The following is a 20,593-nucleotide window of genomic DNA, read 5'->3' on the forward strand; positions in this document are numbered from 1 at the left end:
TCGGCGGTGGTATGGGTATTTTGTGGTACCTGTTGTGCCAATTTAGCAGCTTGTTTTGCTCGGGCTTCTTCTTTACGTTTTTTGCGTGCAGCAATAGCCGCTGCGTTGTCAGGTTGTTCTCCTGCTTTAACAGCAATAATTTTGCCAATGCTATGTTTTTCTTTTACACGAGAAAGTGCAGATTGCACTTCATTTTGTTGGTGATCATCAAGCTTAACTGCAGCACGTTGATGTCTTGCCTCACGTTCAAACTTTTCTCGTTCCATACGGATTTTTTTCGCTTCAAAGCGAGCCTTAGCTTCAGCCGCTCGCTTAGCTTCCGCATCAATTTCTCGTATTTCTGCTTTTTCTTGGCGGTAATATTGCACTAATGGAATATTACTAGGGCAGACAAAAGCACAAGCCCCGCACTCAATGCAGTCAAATAAATTATGTTGTTGCGCTTTCTCATGCTCTTTCCCTTTACTAAACCAGTAAAGTTGTTGTGGTAGTAAACCACTAGGGCAGGCGTCAACACATTGACCACAACGGATACAAGCTTCTTCAACATTATCTGTATCCATCTCTTCTGGAGAGGGAATTAATAAGCAGTTAGTAATTTTTATAACGGGGGCATTTAAGTCAGGTAAGGTGAAGCCCATTAAAGGCCCTCCCATAATGACCATCTGCTCAGAGCCAGCAACAAAGCCTGCTTGTTTTATAAGTGCATAAATAGGAGTACCTAAACGCGCCCAAAAGTTGCCTGGGGTTTTAGCCCCTTGTCCAGTTACGGTGACGACACGTTCAATTAAAGGTTCATCATCGATAATGGCACGTTTAATTGCCACTACCGTCCCCACATTTTGCATTAATACGCCAATATCAGAGGAGCGACCGCCAGAAGGAACTTCTTTGCCCGTTAATATTTTGGTTAACTGTTTAGCGCCTCCAGATGGATATTTGGTAGGGATCACCCGAATAAAAATACGTTTTTCATTTGTGAGTGCTGCTAATGCTTGTTTTAAGGCGGCAATAGCTTCAGGTTTGTTATCTTCAATACCAATCAGCACTTCATCCGGTGACAGTATATGCATTAATATCTGACAACCCGCAATAACTTCATCTGCGTGCTCTTGCATAAGTCTGTCATCAGCTGTGATATAAGGCTCACATTCAGCGGCATTTATGATGAGCGTTTTAACTAAATCACCACCACCTTTTAATTTTGTGGCTGTTGGAAAACCCGCTCCCCCTAATCCAGCAATGCCTGCTTCATGAATACGGGTAAGCAATACCTCTTTACTTTGTGATTGATAGTCAACTAGCGGTGATTTTTCTCGCCATTCGTCTTTACCATCAGAGACAATTTTCACTGCAATTTCAGGCAGACCAGAAGGGTGAGTGCTTGGAAATGGCTCTATTGCCGTGACCGTACCTGATATAGAAGCATGAACAGGTAATGTTCTTCCTACACCACGAGTTAAGGCTTGGCCTTTTAAAACATGATCACCCACTTTAACGCAAAGTTGCCCAGGAGTACCTAAGTGTTGATGAATAGGGATGGTAACCTCATCCGGTAACTGGGCTATACGCATAGGCGTGCGACTTGATTGTAATTTCATTTCGGGAGGATGAATGCCGCCTTTAAAATCCCAAATTTTATCTTTTTTAAATAACGAAAAGAGATTAAACATGAGCGTTATCCTCCGTCTTTAATGACGGTTCATCTTCGGGTGTTTCTTCTGGCTCTGCAGGAATATTTCTTACAGGGATAGTATTTAAATCCCATTTCCAATTAGAGGTCGTCATTTTCACAGGAACTAAAGTAATACAGTCTGTTGGACAAGGTGGAACACATAAATCACACCCTGTGCAGAGATCTTCTATTATGGTGTGCATTGCACGAGTAGCGCCGACGATGGCATCCACTGGGCATGCTTGAATACATTTTGTGCACCCGATGCAGTTGTCTTCATCAATTAAAGCCACTTTTCTCACCGGATTTAATGCTTCTTCATCACCGTCAAGTGGTTGTGGATCAACCCCCATCAGTTCGGCAATTTTTAACATAACCTGTTCACCACCCGGTGCACAACGGTTAATCATTTCTCCATTATTAGCTACCGCTTCTGCATAAGGGCGACAACCAGGATGACCACACTGACCACATTGACTCTGTGGCAATATGGCATCAATTTTTTCCACAATAGGATCTTCTTCTACTTTAAAGCGACGAGCGGAATAACCTAAAATCAGGCCGAATAGAAGCCCTAGTACACCCAGTACACCAATTGCTATCCATAAAGAATTCATTACAGTTTCACCAAACCACTAAAACCCATAAAGGCAAGAGACATTAAACCCGCAGTAATTAAGCCAATAGAAGAGCCTTTGAAAGGAGCAGGAATATTGGCAACAGCCAGTCTTTCTCTAATGGCTGCAAATAACACCATAACTAAGGAGAATCCTACCGCAGCACCAAAACCATATACTGCTGATTGCATAAAGGTATGTGATTGATTGATATTCAGTAACGCGACCCCTAATACGGCACAGTTGGTGGTAATTAAAGGTAAGAAAATCCCCAATAGACGATATAACGTTGGACTCGTCTTTCTTACGACCATTTCTGTAAATTGCACCACAACAGCAATCACTAAAATAAAGCTGAGTGTACGTAAATAGAGTAAGTCTAAGGGAACTAAAATAAAGGTATCCATTAGCCAAGAGCTAATAGAGGCAATCGTCATGACAAACGTTGTCGCAAACCCCATTCCTATCGCGGTTTCTAATTTTTTTGATACACCCATAAATGGGCATAAACCGAGGAATTTGACGAGTACAAAGTTATTCACCAAGACGGTACCAACGAATAAAAGCAAGTAATCAGTCATTGCTATGCCAAAATTGTTAAAAAATGGAGAAAAAGCCTCATAAAATAAAGAGGCTAAACGGGCGAGTATAATATCAAGCTGAAATGTATGAAGTTATCGATCTTGTGTGAAAGTTTCACGGACACGCTTAGCATATTTGATATAAGGCACAAAGCAGACAGTTGCCATAACGGCCCATAATAGTGACTTAACTGCGGTTTGATCATCAACAGGGGCAAAACCGAAACTTTTTATCGCCAACAATAAGTTAATTAATAACCAAATAATAAATAAACGAGGAAAATTTTTAGCGCGGTAAAAGAACTGTCTTAATAAATAAGCGGTAAATGCAAACATCGCCCATGTTGTTAACACGGAAAGATACCAGCTTGATACCACATGAAAAGGTAGCTGGTGGATAATCGAAAAATCTGAAAAATATCGTATTAAATATAAAACAGACATTAAACCTAAGCCCACTATCGACAACAGCAAATAAGCCAAAGGGGCAAGTAACCAACCCGTAATAGGGGCTTTAGGGGAATGCTCGGGCAAAACGTTTGTCTGAGGTTTTAATTTCATTAATCAAAGATCCTACTATTATACTAAGTTCTAAACGAGATATTATCACAAACTTTGTTATTATTTATTTAGCTGTAGAAGTGAAAGTCATTTTTTATTTATAGAATAAAAAGATAAAAGCGGGATAGGGTTATGACAAAAAATTTAAACGTGGGGATTATAGGCTATGGTTATGCAAGTAAAACCTTTCATGCTCCCCTGATCTGTACCACTGAGGGGTTAACACTATCAGCCATTTCAAGCTCTGATGAAAGTAAAGTTATCGCTGATTTTCCTAATATTACGGTGTATGCCAACCCACAACGACTGATTGATGATCCAGACATCGATTTAATTGTTATTCCAACACCTAATAACACTCACTATACCTACGCCTCACAAGCCTTAAAAAACGGTAAGCATGTTGTTGTCGATAAACCTTTTACTTTGACACTCGATGAAGCAGAAAAATTGGCACAACAAGCGAAAGAAGCTAAGAGATTACTCTCAGTTTTTCATAATCGTCGTTGGGATGCCGGTTTTCTTACCGTTCAAAAATTACTCGCCGATAAAACATTAGGTGAAGTCAGTGCCTATGAAGCGCATTTCGATCGTTTTAGACCCGCTGTGCGCCAACGTTGGCGTGAAGATGCCGGACTTGGTGGAGGGCTTTGGTATGATCTGGCTCCTCATTTACTAGACCAAGCGGTATGTCTTTTTGGTCAACCTTATGCAATCACTGCTGATATTGCTCAGTTGCGCCCTAATGCTAAAAATGCTGACTACTTTCATACACTATTAGACTATGGTCATCTGAAAGTTATTTTACATGCCTCTATGTTGGTTGCCTCACCTACGCCTATTTTTGCTATTCATGGGACCAAAGGCAGTTATGTAAAATATGGTTTAGATACCCAAGAAGATGCATTAAAAGCGGGTTATCTTCCGACGGAAATGTATAACTGGGGGGCTGATCCTCAAGAGGGTGAATTAACATTATCGACAGAGAGTGGTGAATTAGTAACAACAAAGTTACCGACTCTATCAGGTAATTATCCCGCTTATTATCAGCAAATTTATCGTGCGATTGCATTTGGTGAAGAGAGTCCTGTTACTGTGTCACAAGCCATTAATGTTATGCGTTTAATTGAAGCCGGTAGCCTTTCAAATCAATCAAAAACCACAATTAAGCTGTAAACATTAGGGAGTGACGAAAACCATGTCTTGGTGGCAAAAGCTAAAAATTGACTCTTTTTTAATGATTATGATCTTGGTGGTCATACTCGCAACATTATTACCTGCGCAAGGTGAGATAAAAGTCATCTTTCAACATCTCACTACGGCTGCGATTGCCTTATTGTTTTTTTTGCATGGGGCAAAGCTTTCTAGAGAAGCAATATTGTCAGGACTTGGTCATTGGCGCTTACATTTAGTGGTTTTTGCTAGTACTTTTGTTTTATTCCCATTACTAGGGTTGGGACTACAGTTTATGGTGCCTGACTGGATGTCACCTACCGTTTATATGGGATTTTTATATCTTTGTGCTTTACCTGCGACAGTACAATCCGCTATTGCCTTTACTTCTGTTGCCGGTGGTAATGTAGCCGCGGCAATCTGTAGTGCATCAGCATCAAGCATTTTAGGGGTATTTTTATCCCCTGTGCTGGTGGGTTTTTTAATGGAAACACAAGGCTCTGCTGAGCATTTTGATACTGCGGGGGCGATACAATCTATTTTATTACAACTGATGGTGCCTTTTATTATCGGTCATTTATCTCGTCCATTAATTGGCCGTTGGGTTGATAATCATAAGATGTTAGTGAATAGAACCGATCGCTCTTCTATTTTGCTGGTGGTTTATGTTGCATTTAGTGAAGCCGTCGTTGAAGGTATTTGGCATAAAATTGACGGTTGGTCATTATTAACTATCACCATTGTCAGTTGTGTATTACTGGCTATTGTACTTGTTATTAATATTTATAGTGCAAGATGGCTTGGCTTTAATAAAGCCGATGAAATCACGATTGTATTTTGTGGCTCGAAAAAGAGCTTGGCGAATGGGGTTCCCATGGCAAATGTACTATTTCCCGCAGCAACGGTGGGTATCATGCTATTACCGCTGATGCTATTTCATCAAATTCAATTAATGGTTTGTGCCATATTAGCTCAGCGTTATGCTAATCAAGCTAAAAAACACCATCAGTAGTCACTGTAAAAATAGAGCAAAAGATAAAAATACCGCCTTAGCAATAAGGCGGTATTTTTTCGTTAATATTAACCTAAACTCACTTTTTTAATTAATGCATCACGTTCAGCTTGGCTAATAAAAGCCATAGTAAGACCATTAATTTGTGCTTGGCGAATTTGTGCTGCGGTTAAACCCGCCGCAGGAGCAGCAACAGTATACTCATGTTTTAACTCAATACCTTCCACGGCCGGATCGTCAGTATTGAGTGAGGCGATAATACCGTGCTCTAAGAACTTCTTAAGAGGATGTTGTGCTAAAGAGGCAATAGTACTGGTTTGAATATTTGAGGTTAAGCAAGATTCAATACCAATTTGGTGCTCTGCGAGATAATCCATCAAACGGGGATCTTCAATGGCTTTAACACCGTGACCAATACGACTTGCCCCTAATTCTTTAATCGCGTGCCAAATACTTTCGGCACCAGCCGCTTCACCTGCATGAACGGTGATCTTCCAGCCAGTATCACGAGCACGATTAAAGTGAGGTTGGAATAAATGCCCAGGGAAACCTAATTCATCGCCAGCTAAATCAAGTGCGGTGATTTTATCTTGATGTTTTAATAGACCATTTAATTCTTGCTGGCAGGCATTTTCACCAAAAGTACGGCTTAAGATGCCGATTAAACGGATCTCAACATCATAAGTGTGTAAGGCACTTTGTACACCATCAATAATTGCTTCAACAACACCTTCAATCGGTAATTGATGCTTCATGGCCATATAGTAAGGTGAAAAGCGTAATTCTGCGTAATCAATACCCGCATTAGCAACATCGACGACGTTCTCATAAGCAACACGGCGACAAGCGTCTAAATCGGCGAGTACGGCAACGCCCCAATCTAGCTTTTGTAAGAAGCTCACTAAGCTAGGCTCATTTTTAGTTATCTGCACATGTGGGCGCAATGTTTCTAGCTCATAGGCAGGTAGGGCAATATTATGTTGTTGCGCTAAATCTAAAATTGTTTCCGGACGGATGTTTCCATCTAAATGGCGGTGCAAATCGGTTAAAGGCAACTGTGTGTCAATCACGTGTTATTTTCCTTTTTAATAATAATAATGAAAATCCACTTGTTATGGTGACTTTCTTTTAAGGGGAATAAAGTAATAAATTGCCTATTATTATGAATGATTTTCAATTGATTCACTATAAATTAAACTGAAGTTGTTTATTTTTAATACATAAAGAGGCGTTTTTTTTGTATTTTTCGATGATAAAAATTATTTTTAAATTAATACTGTACATTTATTATCTTTATTTTTCAGTATAGTTGATGCTTCTTATCAACTTGGCTGAAAATGTAATTTTTCCTTTAAAAACAAATATATCATAGTTTTTGATATAAGCTATCAGATATACTGATAGGTGTTAGTAAGAATTAAGAATGTCTATTAGCGGAAGGGCTGATTATCTAATTATAAATAAAGTGATTGTTTTATTAATTATTGTTAATAATATTGGGATATTAAAAAATAACAAATCTATTATATTTAATAAGGAAGTGAACAAACAAAATAAAATCATAATATATTTTTGCGAGAAAAAGGCTAATCACTTTATTTTTAATATTGCATATATTGGAGCGAGAATATGAATGGAAAAAATAGTTTAATAAATAATGATAGTAATAAACAAATAGCTAAACCAATAATTCCGCCACCAACTGCTAACCCTACTTTAAGTTCACAAATGGAGACAGGAGATGGCAATGTTGCTTTAGATTTAGTTGTGGTAATAGATACGAGTGGCTCAATGGCTGATGAATCTTCTGATTTAAGTCAACAAATAGATGATGCTGTTCAAAAGGCATTAGGACGTTGCCCATCAAGTTTAAGAGTCACTTTTTTAGGAATAGAAGGTACGTGGGATAATACTAAGTTCGATCGCTCAGTGACTGACTATTTAATGACACAAGGTGTATCTGCTCACAAACTACAAGCAAGAGCGCCATTTAAAGAGGCTGATGGACGAGATCATGCTGGAAATAAAGAAGATTTATGCCGAGCCGTCATTGATGTGTGTAAATATTTCGATTGGCGAGATGGCGCTCGTCGAGCAATTTTTGTCTTAGGTGATGAAGGTATGGAAGGTGGCGGAGGTGTATTAACACAAGCCGCTGTGCTTAAAAACAATGAGGCAATAGTGGTTGCTAGAAGCGAAAAAGTAAAAGTATATACTTATCAGGGAACGCCTAATGATGATCCCTCTAATGTGGATCGCTTTCCTACTATTGCTGATAGAGATAACATCACGAAAGAGTATGTGCGCTTAGCGCAGATGACGGGAGGACGCTCTTATATATACACAACAGGTATCGCTAATTTTTCTTTAGTTCTGCAAGAAATTCTATGTGACAGTTTAACATTACCTAAACTTCCTGATCTGAATAAAGATAATTCAACGTGTCGTCATGTTTGTGAAGAGCTCTCTACTATTATATCAACAGTTAATACCCTTGCAGAAATAATGCATAAAGCGATTGATTCATGTTGTAAAGATGATTGGGGCACACGCGAAGTGTTTAAGCCTAATTGTGATTGTTAATAACAATAAAAAGCCCCTTATCATAAGAATGGTGATAGGGGGCTTTATTGATTAGTGACTGTATGTTATCAGTGACTAAAATTAATTGTTTTCAGCAGGTGCTGCTGGGATCTCAATTTGTGGCTCTTCTATTGCATCATTTTGATCTGGCTCTTCTGAATATTCAGGATAATCAGAGTCATCATAATCATAAGAAGAAGCACCCGCACCGAATAACATCGCCGCTAAACCTAACATTTGAGGGGCTTGTGTTACTTCCATAAACTCATCAAAGCTGTAAGTTTTACCGTTCATAGTAAATTTATCAGCAGCATAGTTCAGGTTTAAAGACAGTTTATTACCGTCTTGTGATAACAGCATCAATGGCAGAGCATCTTTCTCGTCTTGAGAAATTTGATTGATATTTTGCTGTAATTCAGTTTTTAACTGTGCCATGTCGTTAGCGGTTGTTTTCTGAATTTCAGCTTTATCTTCGTCTGTTAAGCCTTTTTCAGAATAACGCATAACATCAAGGTATTGTGTGGTACTACGGAACTCCGTTAGCATTGGTACAGAAAGATCGATATTAAAATCGATATTATTAAACAATTCATTAAACAGAACTGAAGGCGCCTTGTCTTCTTTTTTCAGTGCATCAGCATTGAACGCATTTAAATCTAACTTAAAGTTTAGTTTACTTGCGCCACTGCTATTGGTAAGCGATGCTTCATCAATACGGAATACTAAACCTTTTTCCAAAACATCACGTACAGCTTGCTCAATCATCGCTGAATTATCGTATTTATTTTGATTCCAAGGTAAGAAGGTGCTGTTATAAACTTTTGTTAATAGCAACATCGCATCTGGGTCTGCTTTATCAATTGAGTAAGCAAATTTACCCGCACCAAAATCAAAACCACCAACATTAAGAGATTTAAAACTATAATCTTGAGTGATAAAGAATAATTTATCTTTAATTTGGCTCTTAGTAGCAAGAGAAGTATCTTTTAAAGTGAAATTAGATGACTTATCTTGGCTCGTAAAGGTAATATCGCCAAAGTTCAGTGTTTGTGTATCAAATAGATATTGATCGTCTTTAACTTTAGTTCCTTCGACAGAGCCTGCAATATTTTTCAGCGTAAAGGTTTCATCATTACCTTTCTTAACAATGACTTCATCACCTTTTACTGCTGTTGAGATGTTTGTTGCATTTTTATCGGAAGAAAAATCAATCTGAAACGCAGATGTTGTTAACTGGCTACCTTCTTTGCTGTAATTAATAGGATTTATGTTAACTTTACCCGATACACTGCCATCAAACGATAAAGAAGAGTGCATATCAATAAATGATGGCTCTTTGGTCAACTTAAATAGATCTTTAGTGGTCTCATTATTCACTAAAGTATTATTCATTGCTGCTAACTTAGGAGCTAGATTAAATTGAGCAATATCAGAAAGAGGGAATGGCCCATGGTCAATATCCGTCTTAAAGAGCACTTCTTCTACTTTTTTATCTTCATCTGATTTGGCATGCTCTGAAATCACAACCGCAAGATCAGCAGTAGAAGTAAAGACGCCTTTCTTATAGTCACGAATTTCAAGTTTAATATCCGCACCTAATTGGCTTTCTTTAGCGAGTTGCGCTAATTGAACGTTAGTGCGTTTGGTTTCTTCCTGTAAGCGGCTTTCAATTTTACTGCCCATGTACCATGACGCACCGGTCCAAACAACACCTAGTGCAACAATAACACCAACAGCGACAAGCGATTTCTTCATAATTCTAGTCCATCCTCTGTGTATGCTTCGTAGCATACGTTCTTAAGATTGTTTTGCTACCCTTAAACAATCCAACAAATTGGTTTTGGTTATCAATACTCTGAATATGAATATAGATAATTAGCGTATATTAATTGCTATCTATATTCTCTGTAAATATAGATTTAGTGAAATAAGAACGCAATCAGAACTTACTTAGTTATAAGCTAACACAATGAGTTTAAAGAGAAATAATTATAGATAACTTAAATAAGGCAATTAAAGATAAAAATGTCGTTTTTTGGTCTTTTTTGGATTAAAAGTATATTTATTTAAGCCATATTTGTATTTATGATACAGAATAAAAGCTTGTAATTAATATGGTTATAAATAGAGAGCAAAAACACCAATATTATCGTGAGCCAACCTCATTTAATCAGAAAAATCAACCAATTTCATTCTGTTATAAATTTCATAAGCTCGCTTTAGCTCTCATATTTATTATTCTATTTATGGCATGATAGCTGTATCCGAGTTATTTACTAGAAAGTAATTCGGAACTAATCAATTATTCTGTGTACTTAAGGAGATTGAAATGGCAGCCACTCGCATTGAAAAAGACTCAATGGGACAAATCGAAGTACCAGCTGACCAGTTATGGGGAGCTCAAACGCAGCGTTCTCTAGAACACTTCCGTATTTCAGTAGAAAAAATGCCTGTTGCACTGATCCACGCGCTTGCTTTAACCAAAAAAGCCGCCGCCGGTGTCAATATGGATCTCGGGTTATTACCTAAAGAACGTGCAGATGCAATTATTGCTGCTGCTGATGAAGTGCTGGCAGGTAAACACCCAACTGAATTCCCATTAGCAATCTGGCAGACCGGTTCTGGCACTCAATCAAATATGAATATGAATGAAGTGTTAGCTAACCGTGGTAGTGAGATACTAGGTGGTATCCGTGGCATGGAACGCAAAATTCATCCGAATGATGATGTTAACAAAAGTCAAAGTTCAAATGATGTGTTCCCAACGGCCATGCATGTCGCTGCTGTTATCGCATTACGTCAGGATTTACTGCCGGAATTAAAATCATTACTGAAAGTATTTAAAGAGAAAGCAGAAGCTTTCCATGATATCGTCAAGATTGGTCGTACTCACCTGCAAGATGCGACACCACTTACATTAGGTCAAGAAATCTCCGGTTGGGCGGCGATGCTTGAGCATAATATCAAACATATCGAAGATTCAGTTCCTCATGTGTGTGAGCTTGCGTTGGGCGGAACGGCGGTTGGTACAGGATTAAATACACATCCTGAGTACGCAGTTCGCGTTGCTAAACGTATCGCTGAATTATCAGGTCAGCCATTTGTCACGGCTCCTAACAAATTTGAAGCATTAGCAACCTGTGATGCACTGGTTCATTCTCATGGTGCGTTAAAAGGTTTAGCTGCCTCATTAATGAAAATAGCTAATGATGTACGTTGGTTAGCATCTGGCCCTCGTTGCGGTATTGGCGAAATTTCTATTCCAGAAAATGAGCCAGGTAGCTCCATTATGCCAGGTAAAGTGAACCCAACTCAGTGTGAAGCGTTGACCATGCTGTGCGCTCAAGTTATGGGTAATGATGTTGCTATCAATATCGGTGGTGCTTCAGGTAACTTTGAACTGAACGTATATCGCCCAATGATTATTGATAACTTCCTACAATCAGTGCGTTTATTGGCTGATGGTATGCGTAGCTTTAACGAGCATTGTGCTATTGGTATTGAACCAAACCGTGAGCGTATTAATAAATTATTGCATGAGTCTTTAATGCTGGTTACGGCATTAAATACCCATATCGGTTATGACAAAGCTGCAGAGATCGCGAAGAAAGCTCATAAAGAGGGCTTAACGCTGAAAGAATCTGCACTGAAACTGAACTACCTGACAGCAGAAGAATTTGATAGCTGGGTACGTCCAGAAGATATGGTTGGTAGTATGAAAAAATAAGCAATTATACGCTTATTTTATCTAGTACAATATTGGATCCCGCTATCCCAGATAGCGGGATTTTTTATCTATTGCTTATTTTTCAAGATATAAATGTAAGCGTGGAATAATTAATTGTAACTTTTTGGCTTTAGGGCGATGGCGAATTTGAATATTATTCACATCATAATCAGCTAATTCACCTATTATGGGCTTAAAATCCGACGCTTTATCAATATAGAAAGCTAATAATGGTAGGGGACAAGCATATTGTACCTGTTTTTGTTGTTCTGAATACCAAACTCTGGCAATAGGTTGGACTTTCACTGGACGCTTAATTTTTAATTTGGCATTTTCCGGGAGTTGTGAAAGGGTCATTATCTCTTTATCAATACGTTCAGCCCATTGTTCACTAGTATAAGGAGGTACGGCGCGATTGGCTTCTCGACTTTTTTCTAGCTGAGCTAACACATCATTACGAGTTAAGTTTTTTATAATGTTTTTATTGGCCCAGCCAAAACGTACTGTATCAGGATCAGAAAGTAGGGTGAGGGTGCGATAAGCATTAAGTGTAATTAAGCCTTTTAGCTGATTATGGACAAAATCAAAACGTTCTTCTTTCGAAATACCAGACTCTTTCGTCACAATATCTGAAAGCTGTTTTTTTAATGAATTAATGCTCTCTACTTGTGTTTTTACATTCTTAAATACAGGATTGCTGACACTAAAACAGAGTACCCCCGGTAAACGTATCGCACGCTTGCTACTGACATGTGGGGCATTATCATAGATAAAGAGATTGGTCATTAATTTTAAAGAGAGTTCTAAAGCATCGAGATCATAACTAGGTGACACTGTAACATTTGTTATCTCATCATGTTCATCTTCTTTACTTACCTCAGGTAATTCAAAAACCGCAGAAGGAAGTTGCTTTAACTGACGAAGAAAATCGGTAAGAGCATTGATTTCTGTTTCAAGTTGTTGAAAACAGAGATTAAATCGCTGTATTGCATCATATTTGCTCATCTCTATAACCTTATTTAGTTACAACATACAATTAGCCGTTATTAAAAACAATACATAAACTTCAGTGGAATGTATATCGTCTAGTAGGGTGAAAATTAAAAAATTACGCTATACTGTTTATTTATACAGTATAGCGATAAAAGGGTACTTTGTTGATGATATTTTTCTTAAATATCGTTATATGCGGTTTTTTTAAGCTAGCTTGGTTTTATTTTTAATCTTCTTCAGGAGGGTAATGAAAAGCTGTATATTCGTCTACACAATCTGGCTTAGTCGGTGGACAGTTGTCTACTGTGGCAACAGATATAGATGTAAATAATAGTGTTGCTAGTATTATTGGTAATTTTATTGAAGTCATGGTTGTTGTCCTTTTCAAAATAGAGACTCCATACTAAAAAAAGCAAAGTAAAGTCACAATTTTCTTTATTATCAATAGGTTTTTATAAATTAACAGACAGAAAATTATGACTTTTTATTGTGCTATTCGATTAAGGCGCAGTGCGATTAATAGTGCGGTTAACATTAAAAAAGCAATAAACAAACCAACACCAAGCCAACCAAAATTGACCCAGAAGATCCCACCTAGTGTTCCCGCAATACTCGAGCCTGCATAATAGGTAAATAGATAAAGAGAAGAGGCTTGCGCACGTCCTCGTTTAGCTCGACGTCCAACCCAACTACTTGCTACCGCATGGGCAGCAAAAAAACCGGTAGTTAAAATAAGCATACCTATAAAAATAATTGCCAGAGAGTCAAATAGTGTAATTAATATACCCGCTAGCATCATAGAAACACCGGCAATAAACACTTTACCTAATCCATATTTATAGGTTAATAAGCCTGCTTTCGATGCGCTATAAGTTCCACTCAAATAAACAATTGAAATTAAACCAACGGTTGTTTGAGTTAATGAATAAGGTGCATCTAATAGGCGATAACCAATATAATTAAATAAAGTTACAAACCCTCCCATTAACAAGCCACCTTCAATAAAAAGAAGAGGGAGTCCTTTATCTCTAAAATGCAATTTAGTTGTGATAAGAAGATTACGTGGTTTTAAGGTTGCTGGCCTAAAATGTTGTGATGTCGGCAATATTCGCCAAAAAATGATAGCAGCAACAAGGGCAAAAATACCTAAAATAATCACAGACACACGCCAAGAGTAATAATCACTCAAAACACCAGTAATAACACGGCCACTCATACCACCAATAGAGTTACCGCTAATATAAAGCCCCATAGATAAGGCTAGATAAGCAGGATGGATCTCTTCGCTAAGGTAGGTCATCGCAACGGCTGCAACACCACTAAGTGATAGCCCTACGAGTGCTCGTGTAATTAAAATTCCCGTCCAGCTATTCATCATGGCACTTAATAGTGTGAAAAAAGCCGCACAAAATAGCGCAATAACCATCACATTTTTTCGACCAAACGCATCAGAAAGAGGCCCTGTAATCAATAGACCACAAGCCATAAGACCTGTAGAAAGCGATAAAGCAAGACTACTGGTTGCTGGGGTGACTGAAAATTCTTTTGATAGGATAGGTAAGATAGGTTGCACAAAGTAGAGTAATGCAAAAGTGGCTAAACCAACCATAAAAAATGACACTGTCACTTTTATATAAAGCGCGTCATCACGCTGGATATAGTGTTTCGGACTGTTTGGTTTAGAAGTGGTGTTGATAGAAACATCTTCTTTTAGGGCCATGTTTTTACTGCTTATTTCATGAGTGTCCATAAAAAGTGGCTATCCAATACTTAAATTTGATTTATATCAATGTTAGAAACATTTGATTTTTTTGTCTAATATATTAATCATTAGCAATAAGACTTTTAAAGTATCATTGGGCATTTACATAAACGAATAATACAAATTATGAATATAGAACTTCGCCATTTACGTTATTTTATTGCTGTTGCTGAAGAATTACATTTTGGTAAGGCAGCGGAGAGATTAAATATTTCCCAACCTCCTTTAAGTCAGCAAATACAAGCCTTAGAAAGTGAGATAGGGGCTCGTTTACTCGAAAGAACCAATCGCTCTGTTTCGTTAACCCCGGCAGGACAAATGTTTTTAAAAGGATCCTATCAAATTATGGCACAAGTTAAGGCGGTAGCGACACGAGCATCAAGAATGGAAAAAGGAGAATTAGGTGAAATTTCAATTGGTTTTACCTCAACAACACCTTTTATGCATTTGGTTACGTTAAGTTTGCGTCAATTTAGGGAAAATTATCCTGAAGTCGGTATTCATATGCATCAAATGAATACCAAACAGCAGATATCACCATTATTAACTGGCCACATTGATTTGGGAATTATGCGTAATACGGTGTTACCTGATAATTTGCACCACCAGCTCCTATTTCGTGAACCTTTTATTTTGGCAGTTTATGAAGGGCATCCTTTACTTGAATACAAAGAAACAGGCGTAAATATTCAAGATATTGGGCAATATCCTTTTGTATTTTTTGAGCGAGATGTAGGAACGGCGCTTTATGATGAAATTATTCAATTGCTTAGCCTTGCGGGAATTACACCAACGATAGCACAGGAAGCCGGAGAGGCGATGACCATCTTGGGGCTTGTTGCTGCCGGATTAGGGATTTCTATTGTGACAAAATCATTTACCCGCATGAAAGTTGATGGTGTGCATTATCTGCATTTTGCTAATTCGAATGCTTTCTCTGAAGTATGGTTAGTTTCTCATAACAAACGAACGATCCCCGCTGCGGCCAACAGGTTGACTCAATTATTGCTAAAAAATATCTTAGAAGATCAAAAATCTTGATTTATATGTGCTTTCCATCACGATTTTTATGTAATTATTGTACAATTATCACAAACTGACGACATAATCGAAAAATAATTATTTAGAGCTTCGAATTAATTACGGCTTTTTTATTAAGGATAAGATGAAATGGGGATCCCGCCTAGCCATATTGATCATGTAAAACAATTTAATCTTGGCACTGTTTTTCGATTAATTGATGAACATGGTCCTATTTCTCGTATCTCATTATCTAAAAAAGCAACACTTGCGCCTGCCAGTATTACTAAAATTACGCGAGAATTAGTCGAAGCACACCTTATTCATGAAACAGAATTTCCTGGTTTGGGATTTCGAGGACGGCCGGCTGTTGGTTTAAAGTTAGAGAGCAAAGGGTGGCAATTTTTATGTATTCGAGTAAATAATGGTAGCCTACTTTTTAGTTTAAGAGAGCTTGATAATCAATTAGTTGTTGAAGATACCTTCGACTTTCCTAAACAAAATAGTGATGCTTTTTTGCATCATTTCCTTGCTGCAATAGATACATTCTTTCAACGTTATCAATCAAGAGTAGAGCGCCTTACTGCAATTAGTATTACCATGAATGCAATTGTTGATCCGATTAGTGGCGTTATTTATAGCTCTCCTTACTATGCTATCCAAGATATTCCGCTGGCTGATAAAATTCAGGAAAAAACAGGTGTTGCTGTTTTCTTACAACACAGTGTAACGGCTTGGACGATGGCTGAATCACTCTATGGTGCAGCCAAAAATAACACCGATATTCTGCAAATTGTTATTGATGATATTGTCGGTGCAGGGGTTGTGACTAATGGAAAGACATTACATTCAAACAGCCATAGTGCCGTCGAAATAGGGCATACAAAAGTTATTGATTCACAGACGCAATGTTATTGTGGTGCAAAAGGGTGTTTAGAAACGGAAATATCGATCCCTCAGTTAATTAAAAAAGCACAGCACTTGGCGCAAGAAAATCCCACCTCAATACTTAATCAATATCCGATTACGGTAGAAACGTTATGTGATGCTGTATTAATTGGTGATAAACAAGCATTAGACATAATTAATTTAGTGGCGCAACGACTTGGTTTTATTTTAGCCGTGATGGTCAATATTTTTAATCCTCAAAAAATATTAATAGGTTCACCTCTGTGTAGAGCAAAATCTGCACTTTTCCCCCTGATCCTTAGTAGTATCCAACACCATGTATTACCTAGATATGCCCATAATTTGGTTATTGAAGAAACAGAATTGCGCAATAAAGGCACATTGCCAGCGGCATCACTAGTAAAAGAAGCCTTATATAATGGCTCATTATTACTTGAGTTAATGCAAGGCTAATAATAATACAATAAAGTATAATTAAAGTATTCTGTATAGAGAAGTAGGCCAATTGATCACTTACATTACCCTATTTTTACTCAATTAACTAAAAAATTGAGCTAACTCAAGCCACCATAAACAGTGTTACCCTAAACTCTAATCTCTGTCATTTTTCGTAAACCTGATTTATCTGTCATAACGGAAGTAAATTATATGTTAACACGCTTGTTTGTTACGGGGACAGATACCAACATAGGTAAAACTGTTGTCACCCGAGCACTTCTTCAGTCAATAAATCGTGGCGGGACAACAGCAGTGGGCTTTAAGCCTATCGCAACCGAATTACATGAAACGGTTGAGGGTAATCGTAATCGTGATGCTCAGATTATTCATAATTCCTCACCTATTGACGCTCGCTACGACGAAATTAACCCTATTTTGCTAGAAAATTGTTATGTAAGTGAAAATGCAATAGACTTCCATCAAATTTCAAGTGAACTAAATAATTTGGGCCAAAAAGCTGAATGCGTTGTTATCGAGGGGAATGGTGGTTGGCGCTATTTACTTGATGATAATACTTTTTATTCAGACTGGGTGGCTAAAGAAAAAATTCCTGTTGTTCTAGTGGTTGGGATCCAACCTGGTTGTGTCAATCACTCAATTCTAACCGCGCAATCTATTATTAATGATGGTTTAGAATTAGTTGGTTGGGTGGCTAATAGAATTAATCCTGGGTTACCGCACTATGCAAAAATTGTAGAAAGGTTATCTCAACATATTCCAGCCCCATTGATTGGTGAAATCCCGTATTTATTGCGCCCTGAAGAACGTGATCTCTCTTGTTATCTTGACTTAAGCCAGTTAGAAATCGCTCAACCCGCTTAGTTAAGGTCAATCAAAGAGAATAACAATAAGTTATTTCTATTCAATAACTTATTTCCTATTAATATTTAGTTTTACTTATTACTTATCAACGCCTAATGGGTTAACTCATTGGGTGTTTTTTTATTTAACAATGAATACTAAATATTAATAGCCTAATCGCTATTTAGGTTAAAAAAGAAAAGGGCACACAAAGTACCCTTTTTAGCTATTAATTCTATTAAATCAATGATTAATGGCGAGTATAAATGATTTTTTTAGAATCATTTTCACAAGTACCTACAACTTTACCTTCAGTCTGTGCAACTTGATCATTTTCAACCACTGTTAGGGTAAAGTTAGCTGCAGGAACACCATTATTTTCAATTTTTTGTTGAATATCTTGAACGACTTCATCACATCCAGCATTTGCGGCTAAAGGTGCAAATGCGAACAATGTAGCCAGTACTGCAAATAGATATTTTTTCATAACATTTCTCTCCTTGCTTGATTTTTAAAACATCATTGTTTTATTTATATTAAGGGTTAATTGGGCGACCAGTATTACTGTCTAAACAGCGACGTGTTTCTGGCTCCCAGTAAGCATAGATATTGGCGCTTTTTAAACAAGCATCACGCTCATCAATAGCTTTATCTATTTTATTAAACTCAGTTTTTTCGCGTTGGTTGATTTTATTACGGAGATCGCGTTTTTGATCCCAATCTTCTTTCATTTGTCGAGCTTGCTCTTTATCTAAAACATTATCATAGCCATTGCCATTAATGGTTACATTTGTTGAAGCTGCAACAGAAGAAAAAGAAGACACGGATAAACCAAGAAATAGTGAAAATAGCAGAGTCCTTGTTGCTTGTTTCTTAGTTAACGTATTTATCATAATGGCTATCCTCTAAAATTATGTAGCACTGAACAATGACTATTTTATATCAACAAGTATATATGATCCCTTAACAAAAAATGAGTTTTCAGTGCGTTTAATTTTGTCGGTGCACACTTAATCCGGCAAAAGATTGACTGACGGGCATCATCTCAAGCGTATTAATATTAACATGTGCAGGCAATGTTGCCGTCCAAAAAACCGCCTGTGCAACATCTTCAGGGGTAAGCGCATCTGCTCCTGCATAAGTTTGTTCTACTTTATCGGTATCACCTTTAAAGCGTACTAATGAGAACTCAGTTCCCCCCACAAGACCGGGCTCAATATCAGTAACACGTATTTTTTTACCTTGAAGATCGGCACGTAAGCCTAGGCTAAATTGCTTAACAAAGGCTTTGGTTGCACCATACACATTTCCCCCCATATAAGGCCAAGAAGCCGCTGTTGAGCTGATATTAATAATATGCCCGACATTGCGTTCAACCATTGAGGGTAGTAATGCACGAGTGACATGCACTAAACCTTTATTATTAGTTTCGATCATAGTATCCCAATCATCAAGATTGGCTTTATCAGCGGTACTTAACCCTAAAGCGAGTCCTGCATTATTGACTAATACATCAATTGAGCGCCATTGTTCTGGCAATTGATGATAAATTTCACTGACTGCTTTTTTATCGGTGACATCTAATTGTAAAGGATAGAATAGATCGCCCAGTTCTTGATGAAGAGCTTGCAGTTTATCAAGACGTCTCGCGGTACCAATAACTTTGTGTCCATGGTTAATAAAGTGACGAGCAATAGCTTCTCCAAAACCTGCTGAAGCACCGGTGATAAATATAATCATTTACTTATCCTCATTGTTTTAATCTTTGAAAGTAAAAAGCGAACGTTAACAAGAGTCAAGTTGAAAAATGCAGCTTTGAGATAAATCAGGGGAAAGATAAGGTTCTTTGCCAATGTAAAAGATTTTTAACTTTAATCATCACTGAGTTATACGTTTTTCACTACTGATCAAAGTGGGTTGAAAGGGGGTTTTTATTTCGTGTCACAGTAGAGAAGGTTTAATACAGAGGTGTCATAAAAAAGCTAAGGTAAAACAAATAGGCTTAATAAAAACATGGTTACAACAATAATCACGACGCCTATAACGGCGATGGTAAGTGTGGGAGATAAAAGAAAGCAAAAATAACAGAGTACAAAAGTCACCGCGATATGGAGCAGATCGCTAAACTGATGATAAAGCCAAATCATCAAATTTTTAATTTTCAATAGAGCCGTTCTTACCATCATTTACCCGCAACTATGACTACTATATAGGTCATTGCTCGAATATGAGCTTATAAAAATTTATAAGCCCAGTTTAGCATAGTAAATAACGCTAATAGTTATTTTTTACCAACTTGATGGCCAATAACACCACCTAATACACCGCCGCCAATGGTTCCTAATGGACTACCATCTGTTAAAATTGCACCACCTATGGCACCAGCACCGGCACCAATTGCTGTATTACGATCGCGTTTTGTCATGCTTGAACAACCCGCAAGTGAAAAAAGCAGAACAGAAGCGACACACATTGTTCCAATTTTCTTAAACGTGATATTCATTTTTATAAGCTCCAGTATAAAGAACATTATAAAGTTACTGCTATCATAATCGTACTGGCATCAGAATATTCGGGAAGAATAGGGTGCAATACTCCTAAAATGCGTATTAAAAATCACTAAAAAGGCAATAATAACTAACTATCTGATTAAGTTAGTTAATAAAATGAGCATTGTATTA

General features: G+C 37.6%; 19 protein-coding genes. 7 read left to right on the forward strand and 12 right to left on the reverse strand.

Features of this window, described 5'->3' with window-relative positions; translation table 11 throughout:
* The 4 genes from rsxC to AACV01_RS02450 form a co-directional block, all read right to left on the reverse strand.
* A partial coding sequence (rsxC, locus tag AACV01_RS02435) for an electron transport complex subunit RsxC (protein ID WP_161682355.1) occupies positions 1–1,673 on the reverse strand: 1,673 nt, incomplete at its 3' end.
* Entirely contained in the window at positions 1,666–2,292 is a 627-nt protein-coding gene (gene rsxB / locus AACV01_RS02440; protein WP_004243020.1) for an electron transport complex subunit RsxB, read from the reverse strand. The genes rsxC and rsxB, both read right to left, overlap by 8 nt.
* Complete coding sequence (gene rsxA, locus AACV01_RS02445) at positions 2,292–2,873, reverse strand: electron transport complex subunit RsxA (RefSeq protein ID WP_004243017.1); 582 nt, start codon at positions 2,871–2,873, stop codon at positions 2,292–2,294. Before rsxA ends, rsxB begins: the two co-directional genes overlap by 1 nt.
* Positions 2,874–2,966: 93 nt before the next feature.
* Positions 2,967–3,434, reverse strand: coding sequence for a DUF2569 family protein (locus AACV01_RS02450; RefSeq protein ID WP_020945673.1), 468 nt, complete (start codon positions 3,432–3,434; stop codon positions 2,967–2,969).
* A gap of 132 nt (positions 3,435–3,566) precedes the next feature.
* Here AACV01_RS02450 and AACV01_RS02455 point away from each other — a divergent pair, with 132 nt between their 5' ends.
* Positions 3,567–4,610 carry an oxidoreductase gene (locus AACV01_RS02455; RefSeq protein ID WP_036894957.1) on the forward strand — a complete coding sequence of 348 codons (1,044 nt, stop codon included), beginning with the start codon at positions 3,567–3,569 and terminating at the stop codon, positions 4,608–4,610.
* A gap of 22 nt (positions 4,611–4,632) precedes the next feature.
* Positions 4,633–5,619: a bile acid:sodium symporter family protein gene (locus AACV01_RS02460; protein WP_004243014.1), complete on the forward strand. Its 987-nt coding sequence runs from the start codon at positions 4,633–4,635 to the stop codon at positions 5,617–5,619.
* A gap of 68 nt (positions 5,620–5,687) precedes the next feature.
* On the opposite strand, the gene add is transcribed toward AACV01_RS02460, so the two are convergent.
* Positions 5,688–6,689 (reverse strand): adenosine deaminase, encoded by a 1,002-nt coding sequence (gene add, locus AACV01_RS02465; RefSeq protein ID WP_004248098.1) that lies wholly within the window; start codon positions 6,687–6,689, stop codon positions 5,688–5,690.
* Between the two features lie 559 nt (positions 6,690–7,248).
* Here add and AACV01_RS02470 point away from each other — a divergent pair.
* On the forward strand, positions 7,249–8,202 hold the full coding sequence (locus AACV01_RS02470) for a hypothetical protein (RefSeq protein WP_046334312.1): 954 nt from the start codon (positions 7,249–7,251) through the stop codon (positions 8,200–8,202).
* Between the two features lie 81 nt (positions 8,203–8,283).
* Here the strand turns inward: AACV01_RS02470 and AACV01_RS02475 are convergent, their stop codons facing one another.
* Positions 8,284–9,957, reverse strand: a complete 1,674-nt coding sequence (locus tag AACV01_RS02475) for a YdgA family protein (RefSeq protein ID WP_004251140.1) — start codon at positions 9,955–9,957, stop codon at positions 8,284–8,286.
* A 574-nt stretch (positions 9,958–10,531) separates the two neighbouring features.
* Between AACV01_RS02475 and fumC the strand changes: the two genes are divergently transcribed.
* Positions 10,532–11,929: a class II fumarate hydratase gene (gene fumC / locus AACV01_RS02480; RefSeq protein ID WP_004243002.1), complete on the forward strand. Its 1,398-nt coding sequence runs from the start codon at positions 10,532–10,534 to the stop codon at positions 11,927–11,929.
* A gap of 75 nt (positions 11,930–12,004) precedes the next feature.
* On the opposite strand, the gene tus is transcribed toward fumC, so the two are convergent.
* Positions 12,005–12,934 carry a DNA replication terminus site-binding protein gene (gene tus, locus AACV01_RS02485; protein ID WP_004248095.1) on the reverse strand — a complete coding sequence of 310 codons (930 nt, stop codon included), beginning with the start codon at positions 12,932–12,934 and terminating at the stop codon, positions 12,005–12,007.
* Positions 12,935–13,406: 472 nt separating this feature from the next.
* Positions 13,407–14,672, reverse strand: coding sequence for an MFS transporter (locus AACV01_RS02490; RefSeq protein WP_161682358.1), 1,266 nt, complete (start codon positions 14,670–14,672; stop codon positions 13,407–13,409).
* 138 nt (positions 14,673–14,810) lie between these two features.
* Between AACV01_RS02490 and AACV01_RS02495 the strand changes: the two genes are divergently transcribed.
* The 3 genes from AACV01_RS02495 to bioD all read left to right on the forward strand — a co-directional run bounded on the left by AACV01_RS02495 (position 14,811) and on the right by bioD (position 17,933).
* Positions 14,811–15,725: a LysR family transcriptional regulator gene (locus AACV01_RS02495; RefSeq protein ID WP_004242999.1), complete on the forward strand. Its 915-nt coding sequence runs from the start codon at positions 14,811–14,813 to the stop codon at positions 15,723–15,725.
* 129 nt (positions 15,726–15,854) lie between these two features.
* Positions 15,855–17,066, forward strand: coding sequence for a sugar metabolism global transcriptional regulator Mlc (gene mlc / locus AACV01_RS02500; RefSeq protein WP_004242997.1), 1,212 nt, complete (start codon positions 15,855–15,857; stop codon positions 17,064–17,066).
* Positions 17,067–17,261: 195 nt separating this feature from the next.
* Positions 17,262–17,933: a dethiobiotin synthase gene (gene bioD / locus AACV01_RS02505; protein ID WP_004242994.1), complete on the forward strand. Its 672-nt coding sequence runs from the start codon at positions 17,262–17,264 to the stop codon at positions 17,931–17,933.
* 229 nt (positions 17,934–18,162) lie between these two features.
* Here the strand turns inward: bioD and AACV01_RS02510 are convergent, their stop codons facing one another.
* From AACV01_RS02510 to osmB, 4 genes are all read right to left on the reverse strand, one after another.
* The gene (locus tag AACV01_RS02510) at positions 18,163–18,399 is read right to left on the reverse strand and encodes a DUF1161 domain-containing protein (RefSeq protein ID WP_004242993.1); all 237 of its coding nucleotides are present in this window, start codon (positions 18,397–18,399) and stop codon (positions 18,163–18,165) included.
* Between the two features lie 49 nt (positions 18,400–18,448).
* A complete protein-coding gene (locus AACV01_RS02515; RefSeq protein ID WP_004242992.1) occupies positions 18,449–18,805 on the reverse strand; it encodes a DUF1283 family protein in 357 nt (118 codons plus the stop codon).
* Positions 18,806–18,902: 97 nt separating this feature from the next.
* A complete protein-coding gene (gene ydfG, locus AACV01_RS02520) occupies positions 18,903–19,652 on the reverse strand; it encodes a bifunctional NADP-dependent 3-hydroxy acid dehydrogenase/3-hydroxypropionate dehydrogenase YdfG (protein WP_004242991.1) in 750 nt (249 codons plus the stop codon).
* 541 nt (positions 19,653–20,193) lie between these two features.
* On the reverse strand, positions 20,194–20,415 hold the full coding sequence (gene osmB, locus AACV01_RS02525; RefSeq protein WP_004248092.1) for an osmotically-inducible lipoprotein OsmB: 222 nt from the start codon (positions 20,413–20,415) through the stop codon (positions 20,194–20,196).
* Between the last annotated feature and the right edge of the window lie 178 nt (positions 20,416–20,593).

This window comes from Proteus sp. G2609, assembly GCF_963896135.1.
Taxonomy (GTDB): Bacteria; Pseudomonadota; Gammaproteobacteria; order Enterobacterales; family Enterobacteriaceae; genus Proteus; species Proteus mirabilis.

Coding starts and splice junctions, on each gene's coding strand:
- ydfG (WP_004242991.1), bottom strand. CDS start 19,652: ATGATTATATTTATCACCGGTGCTTCAGCAGGTTTTGGAGAAGCTATT.
- osmB (WP_004248092.1), bottom strand. CDS start 20,415: ATGAATATCACGTTTAAGAAAATTGGAACAATGTGTGTCGCTTCTGTT.
- bioD (WP_004242994.1), top strand. CDS start 17,262: ATGTTAACACGCTTGTTTGTTACGGGGACAGATACCAACATAGGTAAA.
- tus (WP_004248095.1), bottom strand. CDS start 12,934: ATGAGCAAATATGATGCAATACAGCGATTTAATCTCTGTTTTCAACAA.
- AACV01_RS02475 (WP_004251140.1), bottom strand. CDS start 9,957: ATGAAGAAATCGCTTGTCGCTGTTGGTGTTATTGTTGCACTAGGTGTT.
- fumC (WP_004243002.1), top strand. CDS start 10,532: ATGGCAGCCACTCGCATTGAAAAAGACTCAATGGGACAAATCGAAGTA.
- AACV01_RS02495 (WP_004242999.1), top strand. CDS start 14,811: ATGAATATAGAACTTCGCCATTTACGTTATTTTATTGCTGTTGCTGAA.
- AACV01_RS02515 (WP_004242992.1), bottom strand. CDS start 18,805: ATGATAAATACGTTAACTAAGAAACAAGCAACAAGGACTCTGCTATTT.
- AACV01_RS02450 (WP_020945673.1), bottom strand. CDS start 3,434: ATGAAATTAAAACCTCAGACAAACGTTTTGCCCGAGCATTCCCCTAAA.
- AACV01_RS02460 (WP_004243014.1), top strand. CDS start 4,633: ATGTCTTGGTGGCAAAAGCTAAAAATTGACTCTTTTTTAATGATTATG.
- AACV01_RS02470 (WP_046334312.1), top strand. CDS start 7,249: ATGAATGGAAAAAATAGTTTAATAAATAATGATAGTAATAAACAAATA.
- AACV01_RS02455 (WP_036894957.1), top strand. CDS start 3,567: ATGACAAAAAATTTAAACGTGGGGATTATAGGCTATGGTTATGCAAGT.
- AACV01_RS02490 (WP_161682358.1), bottom strand. CDS start 14,672: ATGGACACTCATGAAATAAGCAGTAAAAACATGGCCCTAAAAGAAGAT.
- mlc (WP_004242997.1), top strand. CDS start 15,855: ATGGGGATCCCGCCTAGCCATATTGATCATGTAAAACAATTTAATCTT.
- rsxB (WP_004243020.1), bottom strand. CDS start 2,292: ATGAATTCTTTATGGATAGCAATTGGTGTACTGGGTGTACTAGGGCTT.
- AACV01_RS02510 (WP_004242993.1), bottom strand. CDS start 18,399: ATGAAAAAATATCTATTTGCAGTACTGGCTACATTGTTCGCATTTGCA.
- rsxA (WP_004243017.1), bottom strand. CDS start 2,873: ATGACTGATTACTTGCTTTTATTCGTTGGTACCGTCTTGGTGAATAAC.